The organism is Indioceanicola profundi (assembly GCF_003568845.1).
Taxonomy (GTDB): Bacteria; Pseudomonadota; Alphaproteobacteria; order Azospirillales; family Azospirillaceae; genus Indioceanicola; species Indioceanicola profundi.
On sequence record NZ_CP030128.1, the window covers coordinates 161,311 to 184,554 of the forward strand.

17 protein-coding genes and 1 pseudogene are annotated in these 23,244 nt (G+C 59.2%); 5 read left to right on the top strand and 13 right to left on the bottom strand.

The genetic code is table 11. The annotated features are described in order from the left end of the window. Positions 1–98: 98 nt before the first annotated feature. On the bottom strand, positions 99–890 hold the full coding sequence (locus DOL89_RS22010; RefSeq protein ID WP_119681524.1) for a sterol desaturase family protein: 792 nt from the start codon (positions 888–890) through the stop codon (positions 99–101). A gap of 322 nt (positions 891–1,212) precedes the next feature. Here DOL89_RS22010 and DOL89_RS22015 point away from each other — a divergent pair, with 322 nt between their 5' ends. After that, a complete protein-coding gene (locus DOL89_RS22015; RefSeq protein WP_119681525.1) occupies positions 1,213–2,322 on the top strand; it encodes a Zn-dependent alcohol dehydrogenase in 1,110 nt (369 codons plus the stop codon). 134 nt (positions 2,323–2,456) lie between these two features. Further along, complete coding sequence (locus tag DOL89_RS22020; RefSeq protein WP_119681526.1) at positions 2,457–3,665, top strand: MFS transporter; 1,209 nt, start codon at positions 2,457–2,459, stop codon at positions 3,663–3,665. Between the two features lie 66 nt (positions 3,666–3,731). On the opposite strand, the pseudogene DOL89_RS25715 reads toward DOL89_RS22020, so the two are convergent. Continuing rightward, positions 3,732–4,522 (bottom strand): annotated as a pseudogene (locus DOL89_RS25715) (IS630 family transposase); the annotation flags it as partial. 305 nt (positions 4,523–4,827) lie between these two features. On the opposite strand from DOL89_RS25715, the gene DOL89_RS22040 reads away from it, so the two are divergent. Then, positions 4,828–5,745 carry an NAD(P)-dependent oxidoreductase gene (locus tag DOL89_RS22040; protein ID WP_162937795.1) on the top strand — a complete coding sequence of 306 codons (918 nt, stop codon included), beginning with the start codon at positions 4,828–4,830 and terminating at the stop codon, positions 5,743–5,745. 422 nt (positions 5,746–6,167) lie between these two features. Further along, positions 6,168–7,049, top strand: a complete 882-nt coding sequence (locus DOL89_RS22050; protein WP_119681752.1) for an IclR family transcriptional regulator — start codon at positions 6,168–6,170, stop codon at positions 7,047–7,049. Positions 7,050–7,196: 147 nt separating this feature from the next. Here the strand turns inward: DOL89_RS22050 and DOL89_RS22055 are convergent, their stop codons facing one another. After that, a complete protein-coding gene (locus tag DOL89_RS22055; RefSeq protein WP_162937796.1) occupies positions 7,197–8,438 on the bottom strand; it encodes a molybdopterin molybdotransferase MoeA in 1,242 nt (413 codons plus the stop codon). A gap of 566 nt (positions 8,439–9,004) precedes the next feature. Here DOL89_RS22055 and DOL89_RS25180 point away from each other — a divergent pair. Beyond that, the gene (locus tag DOL89_RS25180) at positions 9,005–9,505 is read left to right on the top strand and encodes a hypothetical protein (RefSeq protein WP_162937797.1); all 501 of its coding nucleotides are present in this window, start codon (positions 9,005–9,007) and stop codon (positions 9,503–9,505) included. 71 nt (positions 9,506–9,576) lie between these two features. Here DOL89_RS25180 and DOL89_RS22060 read toward each other — a convergent pair whose 3' ends face one another. The 10 genes from DOL89_RS22060 to DOL89_RS22105 form a co-directional block, all read right to left on the bottom strand. Then, positions 9,577–11,364, bottom strand: coding sequence for an SLC13 family permease (locus tag DOL89_RS22060; protein WP_119681753.1), 1,788 nt, complete (start codon positions 11,362–11,364; stop codon positions 9,577–9,579). 432 nt (positions 11,365–11,796) lie between these two features. Continuing rightward, positions 11,797–12,744 carry a dimethyl sulfoxide reductase anchor subunit family protein gene (locus tag DOL89_RS22065; protein ID WP_119681532.1) on the bottom strand — a complete coding sequence of 316 codons (948 nt, stop codon included), beginning with the start codon at positions 12,742–12,744 and terminating at the stop codon, positions 11,797–11,799. A gap of 10 nt (positions 12,745–12,754) precedes the next feature. Further along, a complete protein-coding gene (locus tag DOL89_RS22070) occupies positions 12,755–13,510 on the bottom strand; it encodes a 4Fe-4S dicluster domain-containing protein (RefSeq protein WP_119681533.1) in 756 nt (251 codons plus the stop codon). A 1-nt stretch (position 13,511) separates the two neighbouring features. Continuing rightward, positions 13,512–16,517, bottom strand: a complete 3,006-nt coding sequence (locus tag DOL89_RS22075; protein WP_119681534.1) for a molybdopterin oxidoreductase family protein — start codon at positions 16,515–16,517, stop codon at positions 13,512–13,514. After that, positions 16,514–17,449: a succinate--CoA ligase subunit alpha gene (locus tag DOL89_RS22080; RefSeq protein ID WP_119681535.1), complete on the bottom strand. Its 936-nt coding sequence runs from the start codon at positions 17,447–17,449 to the stop codon at positions 16,514–16,516. The genes DOL89_RS22075 and DOL89_RS22080 overlap by 4 nt, the downstream gene beginning before the upstream one ends. Next, on the bottom strand, positions 17,446–18,570 hold the full coding sequence (sucC, locus tag DOL89_RS22085) for an ADP-forming succinate--CoA ligase subunit beta (protein WP_119681536.1): 1,125 nt from the start codon (positions 18,568–18,570) through the stop codon (positions 17,446–17,448). Before sucC ends, DOL89_RS22080 begins: the two co-directional genes overlap by 4 nt. A gap of 10 nt (positions 18,571–18,580) precedes the next feature. Beyond that, entirely contained in the window at positions 18,581–20,011 is a 1,431-nt protein-coding gene (sauS, locus tag DOL89_RS22090) for an acylating sulfoacetaldehyde dehydrogenase (protein WP_119681537.1), read from the bottom strand. Between the two features lie 21 nt (positions 20,012–20,032). Further along, complete coding sequence (locus tag DOL89_RS22095) at positions 20,033–21,580, bottom strand: tripartite tricarboxylate transporter permease (protein WP_119681538.1); 1,548 nt, start codon at positions 21,578–21,580, stop codon at positions 20,033–20,035. A 19-nt stretch (positions 21,581–21,599) separates the two neighbouring features. Beyond that, a complete protein-coding gene (locus DOL89_RS22100; protein WP_119681539.1) occupies positions 21,600–22,184 on the bottom strand; it encodes a tripartite tricarboxylate transporter TctB family protein in 585 nt (194 codons plus the stop codon). Between the two features lie 81 nt (positions 22,185–22,265). Then, entirely contained in the window at positions 22,266–23,240 is a 975-nt protein-coding gene (locus DOL89_RS22105) for a tripartite tricarboxylate transporter substrate binding protein (protein WP_119681540.1), read from the bottom strand. Positions 23,241–23,244: the final 4 nt, after the last annotated feature.

Genomic DNA, 23,244 nt, shown 5'->3' on the forward strand with positions numbered 1-23,244 from the left:
TTGGTGACAGACGGCGCTGCAGCAAAAACCCCCGCAGAAGCTGCCTTCTGCGGGGGTTTCTTTCGTCCAGCGCGGTTCCGTCCGGGAGAGCGCGGAGGTTATTCCGCAGCCACCATGGTGTGCTTCGACTGGGGCTTCGGGGTGCGCGAGGTCTTGCGCATATCCTGCTTCACATAGCGGGTGTCGTAGCCGTTGAACAGGTGACCGATGAGCCCCCGATTGAGGTCGGACGTGCCGAACAGCCAGTCCATGATCGGGAAAGTCAGATTCATGTTCCGCTCCATCATAATGGACTGGTTGTGATGGGCGGTGTGGTGGCGGCGGTTCGTGTTGATGAAGGGCACGTTGCGCACGAACCAGTTCTCATCGACGTGTGTGCAGAAGTGCATGAACTCGTAGATGAGGTACATGGAGGTCGTGGTGGTGATGAAGAGCCAGCCCACATTCGGGGTAAAGATCCAGCCCGCGACCAGCGCCATCGGAATAGACATCAGGGTGAAGGTGGCCAAGGCGTAGGGCGGGAAGAAGGTCACACGCCAGTCATGATGGTTGGCGAAGCGCATTTCTTCTTCGGTGAAGAACTGGTGGTGCATCAAGGTATGGCGATTGTAGATCGCCCGCAGCGCCGGGATTTTGGAGGGTCGGTGCATCACATAGCGATGCAGGAACCATTCGAAGAAGTTCGCACCGAGGAAGGTTACCGGCACGATGAGCAGTTCCCACCAGCGCAGATTCTCGACATTCGCCAGATAGATATACAGCGCGGTAAAGCCGATCGTGTAGATGATGGCGACATGCAGCCAGCCGTTATACCAGCCGGCCACGCGCTCGCGGTAGGTCTCACGATATTTGCGCTGCCGTTCGGTCATCACGGTTTGAGTGAGTTCCATGAGGGCCTCCTAAGCCAAACTGTGTTTCCTGCCAGGGCAGCGATGTTTCGCACGGTCCCTGATATGTCAGTACGCTATCAGCAGTCGCTGCGCTCGTCCAGAGGAATCTGACCGCCTGATTTGATTTGTCCTAACCTGCCGTTCTGGACCCGCTTCGAACTGCCGCTTGAGAGATACTGCTAATATGTTAGACTCTGGCGCCTGTTCAAGCCGTCGGGCGAGATGAGCGCGAGCGGGCGGAATCGCTGGTTCGAAGAGCGGCGCCGAGGTGTCGTAGGGGCGGCGTTTCCATCTGACATATTTCCACAGCAGGGAATCCACCATGGTGCTCTCCTACCAGGCCGCAGTTCTTCATGAGGCCGGATCACCGCTCCGGATCGAAACCGTGACGGCTCCAGACCTACGCCCCAAAGAAGTACTCGTTCAGGTCCGGGCGGCCGGACTTTGTCATACGGATCTCGAGGTAATACAGGGGCAGCTGCGCTATCCCATGCCCATCATTCTGGGTCATGAAGCGGCCGGCGAGGTCGTGGCGATGGGCAGCGAGGCGCAGGAGGTCCAGGTTGGAGACCATGTGGTGCTGTCCTGGAACCCGCATTGCAACAGCTGCTTCTACTGCAATCGCGATCTCCCGATCCTCTGTGAGCCGTATCTGCAAGAAGGAGCGAAGGCCCTGCATTTCGATGGAACTTCCAAGGCCCGGCAAGCGGATGGCACGGAACTCCACCACCTGATGTTTCTCGGCACCTTCGCCGAGTACTGCATCGTACCGGACCAGCAGGCGGTTCCGGTGCCGAAGGCCATCCCTTTCGATGCGGCCTGCCTGATCGGGTGCGGTGTCATGACGGGAGCCGGGGCGGCCCTCAATATCGCCGAGATCGCACCTGGCGATTCAGTGATGGTGGTGGGCTGCGGAGCCGTGGGACTGGCAGCTGTGCAGGGAGCCCGCATGGCAAAGGCCGGCACGATCATCGCCGTGGATCTCAATGATCAAAAGCTGGACCTTGCGACCCGGCTTGGGGCGACACATGGGGTAAATGCGAGCAAAGCGGATGTGGCGGCGCAAGTTCGCGCGCTGACGCAAGGGCGTGGCGCGGATGTGGTGCTGGAATCCGCAGGGAGCCCGGCAGCTTTTCGCACCACGGTGGAGGCAGTACGCCCCGGTGGGCAGGTTATCTGGTTGGGTAAGACGGATGTGCAGGCCGATATTTCGTTTCGCTGGGGCGCTTTGATGCAGGAAAAGCGTATCCGCAGGTCCAGCTACGGTGGGGCACGTCCCTCGCGCGATTTCCCGATGCTGGCGCAAGCCTATATTGATGGCACGTTGAAGCTGGACGAGCTGATCACGCAGCGGATCGGGCTGGACCGCATCAATGATGGTTTCGCAGCACTTGCACGTGGTGAGGCTATTCGGAGCGTTGTGATGTTCTAAGAATGTCTATCAGTGACGGTTTGGTGTCTATGGCAAAGGCACCATCGGCGCCTTGGGCGCACGCTGTAGGGTCCAAGTCATATCGAGAGTAGCAGGCAAATTACTCGATGAAATTGCATTAGGAACTGGAGCAAATGCCTTTGCAAAAATCCGATAATAGCAGCAGAAGCGCAAAGGTGATTGCCCTAGTTGGCGGTGGGCATTTCTTCAGCCACTTCTATCATCTCACGCTACCGCCGCTGTTTCCAGTTTTGCGAGAGCATTTCGACGTCAGCTATACAGAACTTGGTCTGGTTATGACGATGTTCTTCGCGGCGTCCGGTTTGGCCCAGACGCCTGCAGGGTTCCTTGTTGATCGCTTCGGTGCCTACAAGGTTCTGGTCACAGGCCTGTTGCTGCTCGCTGGAAGCATGATCCTTGCTGGTCAAATCACATCGTTCTGGCTGTTTGTCCCCCTGATGATCATGGCCGGTCTCGGCAACAGCGTGTTCCATCCCGCCGACTACGCAATTCTTACCCATGCGGTCGAGCCTAAGCGGATGGCGCTTGCCTATAGCATACATACGATCGGTGGCGTGTTGGGATGGGCGGCGGCACCGGCGGTGCTGTTGTTCTTGGCGTCAGCACTGTCGTGGCCAACTGCCATCAGCCTGGTGGGCAGTTTCGGACTGACCGTCGGGCTCATTCTGATGGCCTCAAAACGCACATTGGATGTGACCCCGCGCCATGCTGGGACAGGCACCAAGGCGGGAGCAGAGAAGGGGAGGGTGTTGATTACGGCTCCGATCCTGGCTTGTTTTACGTATTTCGCCTTGTTGTCTATATCCTTGACCGGTTTGCAGACTTTCATGCCGACAGCCCTGCCGAAGCTGCACGGTATCGATCTCACGACAGCCAGTCTGATGCTGACCGGATACATGATCGCCAATGCGGCCGGCACCCTGGTCGGGGGGATTGCGGCCGGGCGCACCCATCGTCACGAATTCATGGTTGCCGCTGGTCTTGCCGGTGCCGCTTTAACCGTTCTGGCCGTTGGTCATGTGGCTATGAGCGCTGGCGTTCTTCTTGTTGCCATCGCGATCGCAGGCTTCCTATCCGGATCGACGACCCCAGCCCGAGATATGTTGGTGCGCTCGGCCGCACCGGCCGGTGCCACGGGCAGGGTGTTCGGTTTCGTCTATTCAGGGCTCGATCTTGGGGCATGTCTGGCGCCGCTGGTTTTGGGCGTGCTCCTCGATAATGGGCATCCGGCCGTAGCAATGACGGTAATCGCCGCAAGCCTGTTCACGACAATCTTTTCGGCCTTTTTGATTGGAAAGGCACCGAAGGCACAGACCACCTGACACCAGTTCTCACTGCTCATGACCTATGGTCCAGGCTCGAGAGCCGATGGACATGATCTTCCAGGGCTAATCGATGAGGCGGTACCCGGCCTCGCAACAGTGATCAAAACTATCCTGATAGGATTTGAACTCGCGGTTCGAGAGCCAGTTGTCGCGCAGGAACTGCCAGACATTCTCGACCGGGTTCAGCTCAGGCAAGCGCGGGGGCAGCGGCACGAGAGTGATGTTGGCGGGCACCTTGAGGTTCGCCGAGGTATGTCATCCAGCTTGATCGACGACCAGGGCTGTATGGGCGCCGGGCCGTAAAGCCTGGGAGATCTCGGCCAGATGCAGTTCCATGGCGGCGGCATTGCAGAACGGCAGGATCAGTCCTGCCCCTATTCCCCGCTCCGGGCAGATGGCGCCGAATATGTAGCGGGATCGGGTTCGTTGATCGTGCGGCGCTCGCGGCCGGGTTCCCCGCCGGGCCCATCGGCGTGTGGTCTTGGTGTTCTGGCCCATACGGGCCTCGTCTTGGAACCAGATCTCGATGGAACCCTCGACCCGGCTGGCCATGTCCGCAATCAGGGTGGGGAAGTTTTTTTGGACGCTGCTGCGGCTTCGCCATCCTGGGCGTAAGGGCGGGGCCGAGCAGAAAGCTTACGATAGCCAAGGGCGCGCAGTTCGCGGCTCAGGGTCTGCGGGCTGATGCTGATGCGGAACTCCTCCCAGACCCATTGGGCCAGGTCGGCCAACTGCCAACGGACCACCCCATGAATGGCAGGTGTCGGTCCGGCCTCGACAATGCTGGCCAACTCGGCCCGTTGCTCGGCGTTCAGCTTCGGTGTCTGCCCAGGGGCTTTGCCGTCGACCAGCCCAGCAGTACGAGGCACCAGCTTCTGATGCGCGTTACCGTCCTGGATCAGCCGTTCCAGACAGGCTCGATCCGGAGCAATCAGGTTCAGGTCAATGGCCCAGCGAGATACATCCATGACCCAAGCCTGCCCGGATCCAGGGTAGAACGTAACCCCCTGTCCGGCTCACCCCACAAGGAGCATCTGCATTGATCCCGTTGTTGCACCGGCCCTCCTGATCTGGGCATCATAGATTTGGCTACCGGTGTGGTGCGGGCAACAGCATCAGATCGCAATCAGACCGATCCAACTCTTAGCGCGACGAGGGCATGATGCTGCAGAAGGTAAGCTTTATTGGCTTGGGCGTTATGGGCGCACCGATGGCACGGCACCTCGCCGAAAGAGAGTATGAGGTCACGGTCTATAACCGAACTCCCGCCAAAGCCGCGGCGTGGGTAACGGCGCATGGTGGACGGGCAGCCGCCACTCCGCGACAAGCGGCAGAAGGCGCCGACCTTGTGTTCACTTGCGTCGGCGACGATAATGACGTGCGTGCGGTTGTTTTCGGACCAGATGGGGTGCTTGCAGGCATGAAGCCTGGCAGTGTGTTGATTGACCATACGACAGCTTCGGCTGCCCTCGCTAGAGAAGTGCATGCAGCCGCAGGCGAGCAAGGGGTCGATTTTCTTGATGCGCCTGTGTCAGGCGGGCAGTCAGGGGCGGAGCAGGGCAAGCTAACGGTTATGGTTGGCGGTGAATCATCCGTGTTTGATCGTACAAGCCCGGCCCTATGGTCCTACGCCCGCGCTGTGACTTTGCTGGGCCCAGTTGGGTCCGGACAACTTACCAAAATGGTAAATCAGATTTGCATTGCCGGACTTCTCATGGGCTTGGCCGAGGGCCTGCAATTTGCAAAGATGGCCGGCCTGAATGGCGACTTGGTTCTTGACGTGATCTCCAAGGGCGCGGCCCAGAGTTGGCAAATGGAGAATCGGGGACGGACCATGCTCCGTGACGAGTTTGAGTTCGGCTTCGCTGTTGATTGGATGCGAAAAGATCTTCGCATTTGCTTGGCAGAAGCGCACCACTCTGGGGCATCCCTGCCTGTCACAGCCCTCATCGAGCAGTTTTATGGCCTGTTGCAAGCTCGGGGAGGAGGGCGACTGGACACATCGAGCCTGATCAAGCTACTGCAAACAGAGGCTGCAGGCAATCGGAGTTCAAGCAGATCAAATCACGGCGTGTGAGCCGGGACGAGCGCTCAGCATGCGTCTTGGATGACCATGTCTGACGCATTCTCCGCGATCATTGTGGCCGGTGCATTTGTACCGCCAGAAATCATGCTGAGCATGATGGATGCTTTTACGACCCGCAGGCCGGCGATCCCTTGGGCTCTATTCCGTGAATGTTCAGAAAGGGAATTTGCGAGAACGCGGCCTGCTGATCCCGTCCCACCAGTGATAAAATAAAAAGTATATGACTCGAGCACAATGCGTCCGATCAAGAGCAACAGGCCCTGTTCGTGGTAACCCCAACCACAAAGACTTGGATTGCCGGATCTGGAACTCTGATTCCCGGTCCGCAGGTCGTGTCTTCCATACAGGGTATGGCTTTGGCAGGCCAAGAAATGATAGACCTGTCTGCCAAAGAGAGCAGGTCACCGACCATCATGGCAAAACGCAGTCGGCAACATACAAACTTTTTAGAAGATCAGCCCGTCGTCGTATCTGGCGGGGGCCGGCGCCCCGCAACAGATCGTGTGCTCGCTGTGTTAGAGCTTGTGGCAGAAGCTGCGGGATCACTGAACGTTAGAGTTATTGGAGAGGCACTCGGGCTTCCCAAGCCCACGGCGCATCGGCTGGTAAATGGCCTTATCGAGAAGGGTCTGCTGCAGCGCAGCTTCGATCCAAGGGCGGTTACTGTGGGACCCAAATTCGCCCGCCTCGCTTTCGATATTCTCAGGTCGTCGGTGGCTCAAGCACCGGCACGCCAGTTGCTCCAAGCTTTAAGCGTGGAGCTGGGTGAGACTTGCAACATCGGGGTTATGGAAGGAGGTGACATCGTTTACCTCGACCGTGTAGAGGCAGACCACTCACCTCTAAGACTGCAGTTTGGGGTCGGCTCGCGCGTACCACTACATTGTACGGCCATGGGGAAGTTGTTCTTCAGCGAGATGCCAGAAGCCGCGTGCCGGTTTCTTCTGGAGGAGGTTCCGTTTCCGCGCTTTACGCCGGCTACATTTGTGGATGCGCGTGCACTCCAAACGGAACTTGACCGCGTCCGGCGGAATGGGTTCGCTATGGACGACGAAGAGTATGTGTTAGGCGTTTTTTGCATTGCTGTGCCAATCCGAGATGCCGCCGGCCAGATGGTTGCTGCTTTGGCCGTCCAGGCTCCGAAGGCACGGCTCTCGGCTGCTGCCACCCACACTGTCCTGCCAAGTCTCCAGCGGACCGCTATGGCAATCGCCGCAGTGCTGATGCCGACAGATGAGGCCAACTCTCCGGCCGCGTCCACGGCTGCCAAGACATCACGATGGTCGACTAAATAGCCGCTTCCATTGACCTACCGGGCGGCCCGCCCGGTGCAGGACCGGTGAGCAAGCGCATCCGCCTGTCAAGTTCAAGCAGCAATCCCACCGCTATCCATTGTCCGACGCTGAATGCGATACTGATGATTAGAGGGCTCGACGCTCGCATCAGGCGATCTGATTGATGGGATAAGCGGCAAGCACGTCGCCAACGGCAACGCCATCCGCCTCCGCCGGTACAATGGCCAAAGCATCCGCGGTGCTCAATGCACATTGCTGGGCCGATCCGCCGGACCCTGCCCGGCATGCGCCCGCAATTCCGCGCAAACCCGCCGGGAGCAGTTGAACGGGTACAAACTCTTGACGACCCGGCGCGTGGCGCCAGCTTGCCTGTACCTCCACGAGGATCGGATGGAGCACTCGCCGTGGTTGACCCGCAACGGCACGGAGCAGAGGTAACCCAATCAGAACGAGGGTTACAAACGCGGCATTAGGATTGCCGGGCAGTCCAATCACGGGAAGCTCGCTCCTCGCGTTTCGGGGTAGCCGGCCGAAAAGGATTGGCTTTCCCGGCTTGATCGGCAGGCGCCACTGCTCGATTTTTCCTCCCGCCGCTACCATTGTTCGGCGAACATAGTCGCTTTCGCCGACTGAAACGCCACCGCTGGTCACCAACGCATCCAGCTCAAGACTTGTATTTAGGGCAGCATTTATGCAGTCCGGGTCATCCTCAACAATGCCGAGATCCACCACGTCGAATCCCGCCTGTTCGAGAATGGCTGTAACTAGAACGCCGTTCGAGGCGTAAATTTTGCCTGGACCTAGGTTCTGCCCAGGGGACACGAGTTCCGAGCCTGTAGAAAGGACACCAATACGGATTCGCCGCCGCACCCGAAGATTTGTCAGTCCAAGTGACGCGGCCACAGCCAAATGGCGCCCATCCAGTTGTGTGCCACAGCTCAGGGCCACTTGCCCTGCAGCAATATCATCACCGATTTGGCGGACATTGGCACCCGCCTTTGGCACTCGGCGAACAGGCACTGTGGTCAGGCCAGCAAGGCAATCCTCCTGCATGGCCACGCGGTCAAAATCCCGCGGCACTGGCGCACCAGTGAAGATCCGGATAGCCCCAGGTGTGGGCGGCACATCGATAAGAGGGGCGCCGGCCGCAATGTAGCCGACAACTGGCAGCACTAGGTCAGTAGCAGCACCGTCGGCCGGCAGACATAAGGCGTACCCGTCGACTGCTGACCGTCGGAAGCCAGGCACAGGGCCTTCTGCTGCCACTGTCCGGCCCAGCACTCGCCCCCGTGCGTCCCGCAAAGAAACAGATTCAAGTTCCTGAACCGGCTCTATGGAGGGGAGCAGACGTTCCAGCAAATCGTCTATCGGTGAATCGGTACGGATCAATCCCGCGGCCTGGCTGCGCATTTTATTCCTCCAATGCAAACGGAGCAGAGGGCTCGGTCAACGCGGTGACCGAGCGAGCACTCTTCCGATTTTTACCAGTTGCCGTGCCGGCACCCACGTCACGCCGCCCACGGCCGAAAGCAGATGCGAAGCAGATTGTGGATGTGATATTCAGGCAGACAAAGTTATCATTGCTCGAGCTTCCCGAGTGATGGCGGCTCGCCCTTAGCTTGCGGACGGTCAGCGGGCACCCTGTCCGCCGGGATGCAGATTTTGGGCGGTGATTTACCGCAGGCCTGAGGCCAGTTCGAATGTCCTGTTCCGCCTTTGCCGACCCATGGCCATATGGGCTCAAGATCATCTGAACACAAACTGAACTCAAGGCCTCGTCTGGTAAACAGGCCCTCGTGGCGGATTTCGATCTCAGCGGGACTACGACATTTTCGCCGTCGATCTCCACGCCTGCACAGAAAATACTAGCGCTGTTCTGAATGGACAGCGCCTTCTCTAAATCGCAGTCACAGCTCGTTCATACATCTGCATCGCAAAGTTATAGGAGGAATGCAGTGAGAAAGAAGGACTCAAAGAAGTGGAAACACGCTGCGGCACTATTGACAAGCCATCGAGGCGCATCACACGCCCTATTTGGATCTTTTCTCTCCTCAATGTCGAGGATACGCCCACTCTCAGGCAGGTATGATGGTCATCATGCGCCGCCCCCTTATGCCAGATACCATTTTGCTTTCTACGTATTTCTAACACCAGTAATGTTCTGTCTACTGAATCCGCTTTTACATGATGCCGGCATTGTAAATGCAGTTGATGGCATGTTTAGTGCCACCGGGGCGACAACATCTGATGTGAAGCACGGAGCAACTATGGTGACTTTGATTTTCTCCTTAGCAGCATCCATGGGCGTTGAGAGGTGCGTGGCACCATCCCTGGACTTGCTCCATCACGTGGCGAAGATGCTTCTTGCCCTTTCTTGGTTCTTGTGGCGCGGAATTTTAACAGCTTCGGTAGGAACCCTGCTGGTAGCCCTGATGCACGCTATATGGGGAGGATAATGCGGACAGTACATGTTCACGCGCTCCATCCGATTATACCAGGATTCTCAGGTGGCCCCACACTGGCCTTGTTAAAATGGCCAAAACATTGGAACAATCAGGGTTCCGCTTGCCCACATGAGCAAGTTAAGCGGAAGTCCGATGCGAACGAAATCCGTGAACCGGTAGCCGCCGGCGTTATAGACAAATGTATTGGTCTGATATCCGATCGGCGTCGCAAAACTGGCGCTTGCCGCAAAGAGCACGGCGATCGCGAACGGGCGTGGGTCCACCCCGATCTGCTGGGCAAGACCTATGGCAATCGGTGTCATTAAGATGGCTGCCGCATTGTTGCTAATGACCTCCGTCAGTATGGACGTTAGAAGATAAAGTACGGCAAGGACAGCCCACGGCCCCCATGCGCCAATAAGTGCGGCCACATAGTCGACGATGATCGCGGCGGTCCCAGTTTGCTCAAGGGCCAGTCCCAAACCGAGCATACCAAAAATCAGATTCAAGGTCCGCCATTGGATGGCAGCATAGGCCTCGTCAGCGGTTAGGCAGCCAAGCGCCACGACAGCCGTGGCGGCGGCCAGGGCAAGTGTCACGATTGGCAGAACTTCAAAAGCCGCGAGTCCCATCACAAGGAGGATTGCGCCCAGGGCGACCGGCGCCTTGTCCCGACGGAAAGGGACGGATGTAGGCTCAGTAAGGTTGACCAGAACTCGTCGTTCGAACAGGCGCCTCAAACCATCGGATGGTCCTTCTAGCAGCAGCGTATCGCCAAAGGAGAGCCGTATTTCATCAAAGCCGGAGCCAAGGTCCTCACCCTGTCGATGCAGTGCAAGGATGTAGACTCCGTAAAGCCGGCGAAAATTTAAATCGGCGATGCGATATCCTATTAGGCGCGATTGCGGCCCAACAATCCCTTCCATCATTACCGTCGAGCGGCTGCTAATCGGCTCGACGGCGTGTTGATGGCGAGCTCCGAACAAGACGTTGCCGGTTTCGCGAAGGCCTATAACATCAGCAACGTTGGTACGCAGCACGATTCGATCTCCGCTCGCGAGTATGATTTCTCCGAGACAGTGACGAAATGACTGTTCTCCACGCAGGACATCAATGACCTGACTTCCTTGACCATCGGTAAGGCCGGCGTCCCTAAGATGCTTTCCGATCAGGGGAGAGTCATGGGGGATCAGCATCTCAGCCAGGAACGCGCGCTTAGCGCGGTTATCGATAATACCGGTGAAGGTCTCCCGGACAGGCAGCAACCAGCGGCCAACCGCAAATATATAACAGATGCCGATCATGGCCAGGATTAGTCCTGCTCCGGAAATCTCGAACATGCTAAGCGGGCGAAGCCCATATGAAACAATAACCCCGTTTACTAGCAGGTTTGTTGATGTGCCAACTAACGTTGTCATCCCTCCTAAAATGCTCGCGTATGAGAGCGGGATGAGTAGACAGGATGGAGCAAGTCGAATCGCCCGCGCCAAAACGAAAGCGACGGGAGTCAGAACGACGACAACCGGAGTATTATTCATAAAGGCGGATGCTCCAACTACACATAACATCATGGCCACGAGTGCTTGGGCCGCGGAGCGATCGGCAAGCTTGGTTGCGGCGGTGCCCGCAATTTCGATCACCCCCGTTCGTTCCAGCGCCGCACTGAGTACGAACATGCAGGCGACAGTGATAGGCCCGCTATTGCTGAAGACGGTCAAGGCATCCGAACTTTCCAGCACTCCCGTAAGCAGCAGAACACTTAACGCTATCATTGCCACGACGTCTGGCGGCAGACGTTCGCGGAGAAAGCCTATGAAGACTGCGATAGCAAGGGCAACAACGATGGCGATGTGTGCGGTTTCCCATGTCACTTGCACGCCTCTCCTCGTCGTGGAAGGGTGGATCGGAGCAACCGACTTCTGGCATCCGCTCCTTCACCGTTGGTCTGGCATTTCTGAGGTTGTTTTACCGTCGCTCTCGGCCTGAAGACGAAATGCCATGTGTTGCTAGACGCGTGATTTCTGTTGCGCACAACAGGGGAAAGTTCCGATGTTCTGGATAAGCTAGCAGCCGCTGGATCGTCATGACGCGGTGTTTTGCGTCCCTAGTTCCTTGCCGGACGGCCGGCCTCTCACAGCTGTTCTTTCCCGTTGGCAAGCTCCACGGAGGAGGAGGCAAGGCGTACCGCAAACGCGAGATCATATTCTGGGGCGTCTTCGCGTCTAGATGCGTGGTTTTCGGTGGGACCCTGATGGGACGGTGCGACTACTGAACCTCCGCCACGCGCTTATGGCCGTTGCGGGTCAAACCGCTTGAGCGCCGTAATACAAGTTGACCGTATGCTTAGCCTCGGCGAAGAACAGCCATCGTTCCGCGATCAGGCCAATTGAGGCGCTGATTACGGCCAGTATCGATGCCACGCTTGCAACAACGCCGCCAGCCGCGAAGGCGATTGACAACAACAAGCCCGGAACGGCAAAGCTGCCAATGCGAGCGATGGCGCGCAAGCGAGTTGCATGTTTGCGCCCGATCCGGAACCCCATTTCCTTCAGAAGATAATTCGCTTCTGTGTGGGGTGCCCCGAGGAAATGTACCTTGCCGAGATGTCCCAGTCCGGTCGCCGTTTCTGGTGTGCTGGTGGCGTGAGTGCTGTCAATGAAACGCCAATATCCCTCCTTCAAGATCCAGCATACAACAACAGTGAGGAGGGCGGCACCCGTCAGCCACGGACTCGCAGCCCCGAATAGGTGGACCAATGCTTCGAGTAGGAGCAAGCCGCTCATCAGAGCAAGCGCCATGTAATTTGGTGCGACCCAAGCGTTGTGCCATTGGTGGATCGGCTTCAACGAGGCGTAGATCATTGCCGTGCAGTAGACGGTAACTGCGGCCAGCGCAGCCATCAGCCAGCCTGCGGCACCTACAATGCCACCCGTTACGGAAAAGACCACCCAGCCAATCGCAAACACAGCGGCAGGAATAAAGGTGATAACGGACGCAACCCCCTCCCGCGAGAGCCAGGAAGACCGCCATTGTGAGAATGCCCGCCAGGCGCGCTCGGGGTGTGAGAGATGCAGGGTGGATGACAGCAGCCCGGCGATCACGAGACCAAAACCAATCGCGAGGCTCACGGCTCCGAAGCCCCACTTTTGCGGGACCAGCCCGAGCGGGGCAAGCAGTCCCAAAGCCATCAACAGGCCGTAACCTGCGCCGGCCGCCGTGGTGAAGAAAATAATCGAAAAAGCAGGATGCATGGCGCTCTCCCTAGCGCGACAAGACGAGGTCAACCCAACGTAGCAGCCCCTTCGCATCGGCGGCATGTGTTCCCGCGCCGCTGCTAACGCGACTGTCCTGTGGCACGACCGGCTTGGGGCGCGGCGGCAAATGTTTGTTGGTGGGGCGGTATCCCAGTTCCGGCATCAGGTCATAGCCGCCGCGCTCGCGCACCAGCTTTGACACATTGGAGTCTGGATCCCCGAGATCGCCAAAATGACGGGCACTAACCGGGCATACCATCACGCAGGCCGGCACCCGCTCGGCTTCTTCGAGATTTTCATTATAGATCCGGTCTACGCACAATGTGCATTTCTTCATCACGCCGGCGGCTCCATCGAACTCACGTGCACCATAGGGGCAGGCCCAGGAGCACAGCTTGCATCCGATACAGAGATCCTCGTTCACAAGGACGATACCGTCCTCGGCGCGTTTGTAGGAGGCGCCAGTTGGGCAGACGGTCACACAGGCCGGAGTCTCGCAGTGCAGACAGGATTTGGGGAAATGCGTTGTGCGCGACGCGCAGCTTCCGCTTTCTTCGCCAGCCTCAAAGCTGTGGATACGATTGAACCACACGCCATCCGGATCAGCCCCATAGGCATCCTGATCGGGCAGGGGCGCCATGTGGCCGCCCGTGTTCCATTCCTTACAGGCCACTGCGCAGGCATGGCAGCCCACGCACGTGTCATGGTCGACCACAAGGCCCAGCTTCTTCTGACCGGGCATTGGAGACGGCAGGCTAGTCATTTCAGGGTCTCCCTCGGGTACGGACGCGCTTCTCGCGGAACTCGGCTCCGTATCGTAAGTTGTCCGCCGGCGGCTCGAGACCAGGTGGCCGAGCCTGGGCTGGGAAAATCGGCCAGGTTTCGCCTGCCTCTTCTGGCGCTGCCTTCTCGATCCGCACGCGCAAATCGAACCAAGCCGCCTGTCCGGTCACCGGGTCGGAGTTGGAGTGGCGATATCCACCATGCTCAGGCAGCAATTCCGAAATCAGGTGATTGATAAGGAAGCCCTGGCGGTATTCAGGTGCGTCGGACTTCAGGTTCCAAGCACCGGTTCGTTTGCCAATGGCGTTCCACGTCCAGACCGTATGAGGATTAACACCCTCCATCAGCCCGACCTGGACCTTAACTCGCCCATGTGGGCTCGAGAGCCAAGCCCAATCGCCGCTTTTGAGCCCGATCCGCTCGCCCATAGAACGGTTAAGGTAGAGCTCATTGCGGGCTAGGATTTGGCGCAACCAGGCGTTCTGAGTGCCCCAGGAGTGATACATCGGCATAGGCCGTTGCGTGATTGCGTGAAGAGGATAGGACGCACCGTCCAAAGACTCCTCTTCAAAGGGCATGTACCAGAAGGGCAGTGGGTCAAAGTAGCGCTCCACGCGTTCACGGCGGTTGGCCGGCGCGGTCACAGGACCATGACCGCGGGCTGCCAAGCGGAAGCGTTGCAGCGGCTCACTGTAGAGTTGATGGATGATGGGTTCGGGCTTGTCGAGCAGGCCCATGGCTGTGGCCCCCTCAAGATAGGCCTTGTTAGCGAACTTGAAGAACTGCTGCTCCATCGGTAACTCGTGACGCCAGAAGCACTGATTTTGTACGTACTGTTCGAGTTGGCGCGGATTGGGAGCGCCTTTGCCCACGGTGTTCCCGTCTGTGCCGCGCCAGCCTGCGAGCGCGCCAACACCGGGCTTGCGCTCGTGATTTACAATGTAGTCGGGGTACCCGCCTGGGTACTTCGGGCGGCCATCAGGATTGGTGAACGCCGGCAGGCCCAGGCGCGCGCCAAGTTCGATCAGCACATCCTGGAACGGGCGCACATCCCGATCGGGTTTGAGGACCGGATGCCGGATTGAGTCACCCGGGCCCTCAGCACTGCCGATGGGGCGATCAAGCAGTGAGATCGCATCCCAGCGCTCGAAGTAAGTGGTATCGGCGAGCACAAGATCCGCGAAGGCCACCATCTCCGAATCGTAGGCGTCGCAATACACGATGAAGGGGATGCGGTATTCGCCAGTCTCGGGATCCTTGTCGGCCAACATCCGCATCGTCTCGGACGTGTTCATCGACGAGTTCCACGCCATGTTCGCCATGTACATGAACAGCGTGTCAATGCGGTACGGGTCACCTTGCCAGGCGTTCCGCACAACCATATGCATGAGGCCGTGAACAGAAAGCGGGGCGTCCCAGCTGAACGCCTTGTCGATGCGCAGCGGCCGTCCCTCATCATCAACCAGCAAATCCTCGGGTCCCATTGGATAGCCAAGCGGGACGCCGGCCATGGAGTTTCCGGCTTTGACATCGCCTTTTTTGCCGCATGGCCGCGGACCCGGCGGAGCTGACTTCGGATAGGGGGACTTGTAACGCCAGCTGCCGGGGGTATCCACGGCGCCCAGCAGCAACTGCAGAAGGTGCAGAGCCCGGCAGGTGTGAAACCCATTGGAATGGGCTGAGATGCCACGCATTGCGTGCACCGCAACAGGCCGCCCCACCATGCGCTCATGCCGACGTCCGGCCCAGTCGGTCCAGGGCTGCTCAATCACAACGGTCTCGTTGAAGGCGACATGTGCGATCTCGCCGGCAATGCGCCGGATTGTCTCGGCCGAGATGCCACAACGGTCTGCAATTGCCTCCGGCGCATAGGACGGGTCGAGATAGCGTTCAGCCAGCAGTTGGAAGGACGGCACCGCCCGCCGTCCGTCCGGCAGTTCGAAGGTACCGACCACCGCCGGCCGGATATCCGCTCCAGTGGCAGCAACTACGCGCTGCTCCGTGACGTCCCAGGCCAGCGGTTGGTTCTCGGCATCGCGTGCGAACAGCCCATCGTCCGCACCGCCAGGGTTCTGGATTACGAGCCAAGGGGCATTGGTGTAGCGCACGAGATACTCAAGATCGACACAGTTGCTTCGCAGCAACTCGTGGATCAGGGCCAAAACGAATAAGCCATCCGTGCCGGGCCGAATGCCAATCCACTCATCCGCAATCGCGGAATACCCGGTCTTGACCGGGTTAATGGAGACGAACTTCGCGCCGGCCTTCTTCAGCCGCGACATGCCGATCTTGAGCGGGTTGCTGTCGTGATCCTCGGCAACCCCGAAAAGCAGGAAGTACCGCGCACGGTCCCAATCCGGTTCTCCGAACTCCCAAAAGCTGCCGCCAACCGTGTACATCCCGGCGGCGGCCATGTTGACCGAGCAAAAGCCGCCATGCGCTGCATAATTCGGCGTCCCGAACTGGCTGGCCCAGAAGCCCGTCAGCGACTGGCTCTGGTCTCGCCCTGTAAAGAAGGCAAGCTTGCGCGGGTCCGTTGCACGGATACGCCCGAGCCGGTGGGCAAGAATCTCAAATACTTCTTCCCATTCGATCTCGCGGAACTCCCCGGCGCCCCGCTCGCCGGTGCGCAGCAGCGGCTTGCGCAGCTTCGCCGGCGAGTACTGGGTCATGATGCCGGCCGAGCCCTTCGCGCAGATCACCCCCCGATTAACCGGGTGCCGACGGTTACCCTCAAGGAAGCGAATTTTCTCGTCTTGGAGGTGAACCTTGATCCCGCATCGACAGGCACACATATAGCAGGTTGTATACTTTACCTCGTCGTGGACCTTCGGTGAGGTGTCGACCTTCTCTCGCGGGGAGAAGTATTGTTCCAGCCAGGTTCCCGCCCGCGGCCTCGGATCAGCCCATCCCGACACATCTGTCGGCTGCGGGTCGAACGCGAAGCGGGGAAGCAGGTGGCGGTCGCGCTCATCTGACGTTGTCATATGCGGTCTTGTCCTGCCGTGACTGTATGGTCAACCTTGCCGAGCTCGGTGCTCGGCCCACTAGTGCCGGCCAAGCGCCGCAGAGCGCCTGGTACTTCCCCGGGGACATCGACAACAATGGCGCCGGCCTGTTCCAGAGCCTCTCGCTTCGAGGCGTAGCTGCCGCGATTTCCGCTAACGATAGCGCCGGCATGTCCCATTTTCTTGCCGGGCGGCGATGCCGCTCCAGCGATGAAGGACACCACGGGTTTCGTGGTTTGGGCGACCACCTCGGCCGCCTCCTCCTCCATTGTGCCGCCGATCTCCCCAACGAGCACTATAGCTTCGGTCCGCTCGTCCGCGACCAGGGCCGTTACGGCGTCGCGTGTGGTGGTTCCGATCATGGGATCGCCGCCGATGCCGATAAAGGCCGACTGGCCAAGCCCGTCCCGAACCAGGTTGAGGCAAACCAGGGTCCCAAGACTGCCGCTGCGCGAGACAACCCCGATGCGGCCCGGCTGAAACACACGCGGGTTGAATGCCGGCATAATGCCAACAAAGCACTCACCCGGCGTCACTAGCCCAGCGGTGTTGGGCCCCACAATCCGGGTGCCTCGGTCCTCGGCTGCGGCATGCATATGCATGATATCCTGGGACGGAATGTGCTCGGTCAGCACCACCAGTGTTTTGACGCCGGCTTCAATGGCATCCAGCGCCGCTGCCAGCGCGGCAGAGGGCGGAATGAACATCACAGCGACATCGAACGGGGCGCCCTGCATGGCGTCCGCGGCTGTGGCAAAGATCGGGACATTGCAGTGTGTCGTACCCGCCTTTTTAGGATTGACGCCGCCCACCACAGTGGTGCCGTAGGCCTGCATCTGCTCAGTCCAGAAGGTGCCCTGGCGGCCGGTAATTCCTTGAACCAAGACACGGTCTGTTTTGCGTATGATCATTGTGCTGCCTCCACGGCCGCCTTGACGGCGTCCTCCATCAGGTCATAGGGCTCAACGCCCAACTCCGCGCGGACTAAGCGAACCGCCTCATCCTCGCCAGTGCCATGGATCGAGAAAAACACGGGCAGGGTGGGCTTGAGCTCTTTCCAGGCTTTCACCACACCGTCGGCCATCACGTCCGTGCGGGCAAAAGCGCCGCAGAAGTTGATGACCAGGCTCCGGACCCCAGGGTTCGAGAGCACAAGATCAAGCGCCTCCGTCCCTTTGGTGTAGGCTTCGCCACCAATCTCTAGGAAGTTTGCCGGCCGCCCGCCGAAGTGGCTGATCACATCCATAGTGGTCATCGTCAGGCCAGCCCCATTGGCAAGGACGCCGACATTGCCCTCCAGCTGGATGTACTTCAAATGCAGGTCGCGACCACGTTCTTCCAAGTCGGTTAGGGTCTCCGGCGAGCCGAGTGGCGCGATCTCAGCCTGGCGGTACAGGGCGCTGTCGTCCAGCGTGAGCTTGCAATCTACTGGCACCACCCGCCCGTCGCCGAGGAGGGCCAAGGGATTGACCTCAACCAGTTCGGCGTCGTGTGTGCGATAAACCCGGTAAAGCTCGGCCAAGAAGTCCGCAACCGCTCCGCTCGCATCCCCTAGATCAAGGCCGAGCAGGAGCCGGCGCGCATCGGCCGCCTGAAAGCCCACGCGAATGTCCACAGCCATGCGACGGAGCGCATCCGGCCGTTCTGCTGCAACCTCTTCAATGTCCATCCCGCCCTCTGTTGAGAACAGCACCAGAGGGCTGCGGCTTGTAGGATCGTTCAATACCGCGGCATAGAACTCCCGGGCGATGTCGGCGCGCTCCTCGACAAGAACATGCCGAACCGGGTGCCCCCCGATTTCCATGCCAATGATCGCCTCCGCCGCTGCAGTGGCTTCCTCGGGTGTCGCCGCGAGCTTGACACCACCAGCTTTTCCACGCTTCCCGGTTGGGACCTGTGCCTTGACGACCACCGCGCCAATCTCGCGCGCGGCATCGCCCGCCTCGGCGGGGGTAAGGCAAAGCCGGCCGCGGGGAATCGGGATGCCAGCGCGTGCAAGGACGGTCTTACCAGCATGCTCTTCGAAGTTCATGGCCTTCTCCTTAGCGTCCGTGACGTGCCCAGAAAGGCCCGAAGAGATCGTCCTCGCTCGGCTTGTCCTCCGGAATTGGCGTAACGAGATGAGTAATGTTGAGAAAGTGCTTGTAGTTGAGGTTCTCGGAGATGGAATTCTTCTGCCAGCTGCCACACCCCATGCTCAGCGTGAAGTTCAGGCCGCTGTTGAAACCTCCGCCATTGCCGAAGGTGTGGGCAAAATTGACGAGCACCCGCACTACGTCCAATTCCTCGGCCAGACGCCGCGCGTGATCTGGGGTCTGGGTGTGGATGCCGCAGGAATGACCCTTGCCCTGGTGCTCCAAGATCTCGCGCACCCGGTCCATGGCCGTCTCGAAATCGGAAGCACGGTAGACCGTCAGCACCAGTGACAGCTTCTCGCCGGAGAAGGGGAAGCCTTTGCCAACGCCGGTTTCCTCGACCATAAAGAAGCGGGCTTTCTCAGCTGCGGCGGGCAAGTTGAAACTGCGGGCGAGTATGTCCGCATCACGGGCGATCAGGTTCCGGTTCAGCTTGCCATTTTGCCAAAGCGCCTCTTGCACGCGCTGCTTTTCCTCGGCGGTGCACAAATATCCGCCCACATCGTTCAACGCGGCGATTGCGCGATCATAAACCGCGTCGAGAATGATCACCGCGTTCTCGGAAGAGCACGATGTCGAATTGTCGAAGGTCTTCGAGGCATGAATCTTCTGCGCTGCCTCGGAAAGATTCGCGCTCTCATCAATAATAACGGGGACATTACCTGCCCCTACGCCAATATTCGGCGTACCGCACGTTGCTGCACGACGAACATTATCCTGGGATCCTGTGACGACAACCAAGTCAACGGCTTCCATCAAAGCCTGGGTCAGATCCTTTGTAATCGGCGGCGGCACCATCTGCACGAGGTCCGCGGGGGCGCCGATACGAGCGAGTTCCTTGCGCATATAATCGACCACACGTGCGGTAGTGGCCGACCCCATCGGCGAAGGAGCAATGATGATGGCATTCCGTCCCTTGATCGCCATCATGGCCTTGTTGACAGGGGTGGCGCCCGGATTGGTCGAGGGCGTGACCGCAGCGACCACGCCCATCGGCTTGGCGTATTTAACGATACCCTTTGCGGCGTCCTCCTCGATGATGCCAACCGAGCGGACTCGCAGGAGGTCCCGCAGCGTTCCAAATGTTTTCCGCTGTTTCTTTATAACCTTGTCGGCAACGTTGCCGAGCCCGGTGTCGGCAACAGCGAGCTCGGCAATTTCCCGCGCCCGCGTGGGCTCATAAAGTGACCAGGCGAGAGCCGCGACGGCATCATCAGTCTGCTCCTGCGTGGCATTGGCGAAGGCATGCTGGGCGGTTCGCGCCCGCGCCACGAGGTCAGCAATGATAGCGCGCGCGTCGGTTTGGACGGTTTTTGGCTCCACAGCAATGCTGCTCATGGTGGATTCTCCCGGTTGGAGTTATCGTGGCCGTGCCGAGCCGACCAAGTTGTCGGCGGCGGTGCGGCGAGGCTGGCGAGGGGCTCGGGAAAACAGCGGCCGGATGATCGGCCAAAGTGACCAGACCACGAAGATCAGCGAAAGGCCTATGATTGTGCCGCTGATCGGCCGCGTGAAGAAAATCGTTGGATCCTGCTCATAGCTGGCCAACGACGTCAAAAAATAGCGCTCGGCAAGGGGGCCAAGGATCACGCCCAGCACCAGCGGTGCGGATGGAAAGTGCAGATGCTTCATAAAGAAGCCGGCGACTCCAAACGCGAGACAGACATACACATCAAAGATGTTGTTACGGACCCCGTAGGCGCCGACCACGCTCAACACAATGATAAAGGCGCCGAGGATGGCCGGCGGAACCCGCATCAGCGTCGAGAAGCCGCGCGCCACGCCGAATGCGGCGACAACCATCAGCAAATTGGCGGCCAACATGCTCACAAATATGGTGTAAACGAGGTTGGCATTGGTGGCGAATAACATTGGGCCCGGGTTCAGGCCATGGATCAGCATAGCTGCAAGCATAATCGCAGTGGCCGCACTGCCGGGAATTCCAAGCGTCAGAAGAGGGATTAGGGCCGCGCCGGTGGTGGCGTTCTTGGCCGCTTCAGGCGCGGCGAGGCCTTGCTCAACACCAGTTCCAAACTCATGGCCACGCCCTGATGCTTGCCGCTCAACACCGTAGGCAATCACAGCTCCCACCGTCGCACCGGCACCTGGGATCATTCCGATCATGCAGCCCAGACCGCCGCCGCGAAGGATAGATCCTTTTATCTTCCAGATATCTCGGAAATAAATTTGGCGACCGGGAGCCTGCTTTACGATACCTTTTTTGCTCGCGGGCGCACAGATCAGGTCGATCACTTCGCCGATCGCAAATAGGCCGATCATAACCACCGTGAAGTTGATGCCGCTCTCTAGTTCAGGAACGCCGAAAGTAAGGCGGGTCATGCCGTACATCGGGTCGATGCCCATCGTGCCAATCAGCAATCCCACGAACAGTGACAAGGTGCTCAGTAGCGGCGCGTCCTTGGCGATCGCAATAACACTGGCAAGCCCGAGCACAGTCGCGGCGAAAAACTCTGGTTGATCGAATGTTAAGGCAAAGCGTGCAAAGGGTGGAGATCCAAAGGTCAGCAGTAGGGCACTCGCAATGCCGCCGCACGCAGACGCCGTAATTGCGATGCCAAGGGCGCGCATCGATAGCCCTTTGCGGGTCATCGGATAGCCGTCCCAGCAGGACGGAAGGGATGCAGGCGTGCCCGGAATATTGATTAAGATAGAGGATATCGAGCCACCAAAGACTCCCCCCACATAGATGGCCCCCAGGAACGTCATGGCTGTGACTGGCGCCATCAGGTAAGTGAAAGGCAAGGCCATGGCCATGGCATTCACAAAGGAAATTCCCGGGAGCGCGCCGGCCACAACACCGATCATCAGGCCAACGACCAGCATCAGGAAATTGTGCGGATCAAAGGCGCCAGCCATGCCGGTGAGGAGTAGGTCAAACGTTTCCATGGTCTTCCTCCCGCATGGATCAGTAAATGCCGAGGGCGCGGTACATATACACCGTCAATTCGTCGAAAACGCCATGCCCCCGGTCGAGCGGCATTTGCGCGAGCATTACGAACATGTAGAGAATTGCGAGGGTCCCCAGCAGCGTGACGGGAACGACGATGCTTGGCCGCCGCACCCCTCCGAACAGACACCAGAGCGCGATATAGGCCAGGGTCGAGAGCAGAAAGCCGATTTGGGGGATCGCCAAGCCGTACAGGATCACAAGGGCCAACCCCACAGCCGCGCGGCGCTTGTTATAGGCGTGCTCGTCCGGCGCAGCCGTGGCTGGAGCCGCCGCTGCTGCCTCCTCCAGCACCCCGCCATGGCTGATGGGGTCCTCTTTGAGGTGAAGCATGCTGGCTCTAAATTCGATCAACAGCCAGATCAGCGCACAGATGCCGATGCCGATGAGCATGAATCTGGGCCAACCGGCAGGACCGACGAGCCCGGGCATGCCGTCCAGCATATCGGGATCTTGGACGATGTGGTTCCAGAGCACGAGGGCGCCGACGAGGAAGGCGATCGGACCCGCAGTGCGCCGCACGCTGGTGGGGAGCAACGACATCGGTCTCTCCTGGAGTTTTTGCTTTCAAGCAGGATCCAAGCGGGACGGGTCCGCTTGGATCCTCGTGCACATGCCCACGGATTATTCCTTGTCTTTGAAGCGGGCCATGTACCCTTTTACGTTCTCGTAGAACCGCTCCACCGTGTCCTTGACCTTTTCAGGCGGGTAGGTACCCTCAACGCAGGTATAGGTTTCCTCGCAGAACTTCTGCCATTCCGGGCTCGCCAGGACCTTCTGGGCGACGGCATGCAGGGTCTGTACCCGCTCCGGCGGAGTCTGGGCCGGCACAACAATGGTGCGGAAATTCGGCAGGTCGTTGATTTTCATCCCGAGTTCAGCCGAGGTCGGGACGTCGGGGAAAGCGGGATGACGCACTTCGTCAAAGGTGATGATCGGCTTTAGGTCGCCAGACTTAAGGAACTGGACCACGTCGCCAGGTTCCTCATAGATAGCGTCTGTATGCCGGCCCACGGTAGAGGCGTAACGCTCGGCGGGCTTGGCGAAGGGAACATTGGTTGTTTTCACGCCCACGGTTGCCAGGTACTTCAGCGTAATATCGTCCTGGGTGCCATAGCCAGACGTGGCGACGCGTAGCTTGCCTGGAGCTTCTTTCGCCAGCTTGGCAAAATCATCATAGCTCTGGATCTGGCTGTCCTTGGACACGAAGAGCATCGAGGGCGAATTCTGGGTCATCGCGACATAGGCGAAGTCGTCGGGCTTGGCGCTGCCAAGACCCGCACCCCAGGCTGACACGGACAAGGCGATCAGGGTGCCCACCGTATATCCATCCGGTGCGTTGGTCAGCACCCGGGTAAGCCCAGCATTGCCGGACGCGCCGGAAATATTGACAACGGGCATGGCAACGCCGAGTTCTTTTTCCGCTAAACGGGCGAACTGGCGCGCCATCAGATCGGCACCGCCACCAGGCCCAAAAGTGGCAATAACCTCGATCGGCCGTGAGGGATATTTTTCCTGTGCGTGGGCCGTCCCGGTGGATGCAGCGACCAGTGCGGCGATGCTGAGGCCGAGAAGGTGAGCATTTACTTTCTTCATCATTCTC

Bases quoted from the DNA above. Each gene is read 5' to 3' on its own strand.
- DOL89_RS22010 (WP_119681524.1), bottom strand. From the start codon at position 890: ATGGAACTCACTCAAACCGTGATGACCGAACGGCAGCGCAAATATCGT.
- DOL89_RS22015 (WP_119681525.1), top strand. From the start codon at position 1,213: ATGGTGCTCTCCTACCAGGCCGCAGTTCTTCATGAGGCCGGATCACCG.
- DOL89_RS22020 (WP_119681526.1), top strand. From the start codon at position 2,457: ATGCCTTTGCAAAAATCCGATAATAGCAGCAGAAGCGCAAAGGTGATT.
- DOL89_RS22040 (WP_162937795.1), top strand. From the start codon at position 4,828: ATGATGCTGCAGAAGGTAAGCTTTATTGGCTTGGGCGTTATGGGCGCA.
- DOL89_RS22050 (WP_119681752.1), top strand. From the start codon at position 6,168: ATGGCAAAACGCAGTCGGCAACATACAAACTTTTTAGAAGATCAGCCC.
- DOL89_RS22065 (WP_119681532.1), bottom strand. From the start codon at position 12,744: ATGCATCCTGCTTTTTCGATTATTTTCTTCACCACGGCGGCCGGCGCA.
- DOL89_RS22070 (WP_119681533.1), bottom strand. From the start codon at position 13,510: ATGACTAGCCTGCCGTCTCCAATGCCCGGTCAGAAGAAGCTGGGCCTT.
- DOL89_RS22075 (WP_119681534.1), bottom strand. From the start codon at position 16,517: ATGACAACGTCAGATGAGCGCGACCGCCACCTGCTTCCCCGCTTCGCG.
- DOL89_RS22080 (WP_119681535.1), bottom strand. From the start codon at position 17,449: ATGATCATACGCAAAACAGACCGTGTCTTGGTTCAAGGAATTACCGGC.
- sucC (WP_119681536.1), bottom strand. From the start codon at position 18,570: ATGAACTTCGAAGAGCATGCTGGTAAGACCGTCCTTGCACGCGCTGGC.
- sauS (WP_119681537.1), bottom strand. From the start codon at position 20,011: ATGAGCAGCATTGCTGTGGAGCCAAAAACCGTCCAAACCGACGCGCGC.
- DOL89_RS22095 (WP_119681538.1), bottom strand. From the start codon at position 21,580: ATGGAAACGTTTGACCTACTCCTCACCGGCATGGCTGGCGCCTTTGAT.
- DOL89_RS22100 (WP_119681539.1), bottom strand. From the start codon at position 22,184: ATGTCGTTGCTCCCCACCAGCGTGCGGCGCACTGCGGGTCCGATCGCC.
- DOL89_RS22105 (WP_119681540.1), bottom strand. From the start codon at position 23,240: ATGATGAAGAAAGTAAATGCTCACCTTCTCGGCCTCAGCATCGCCGCA.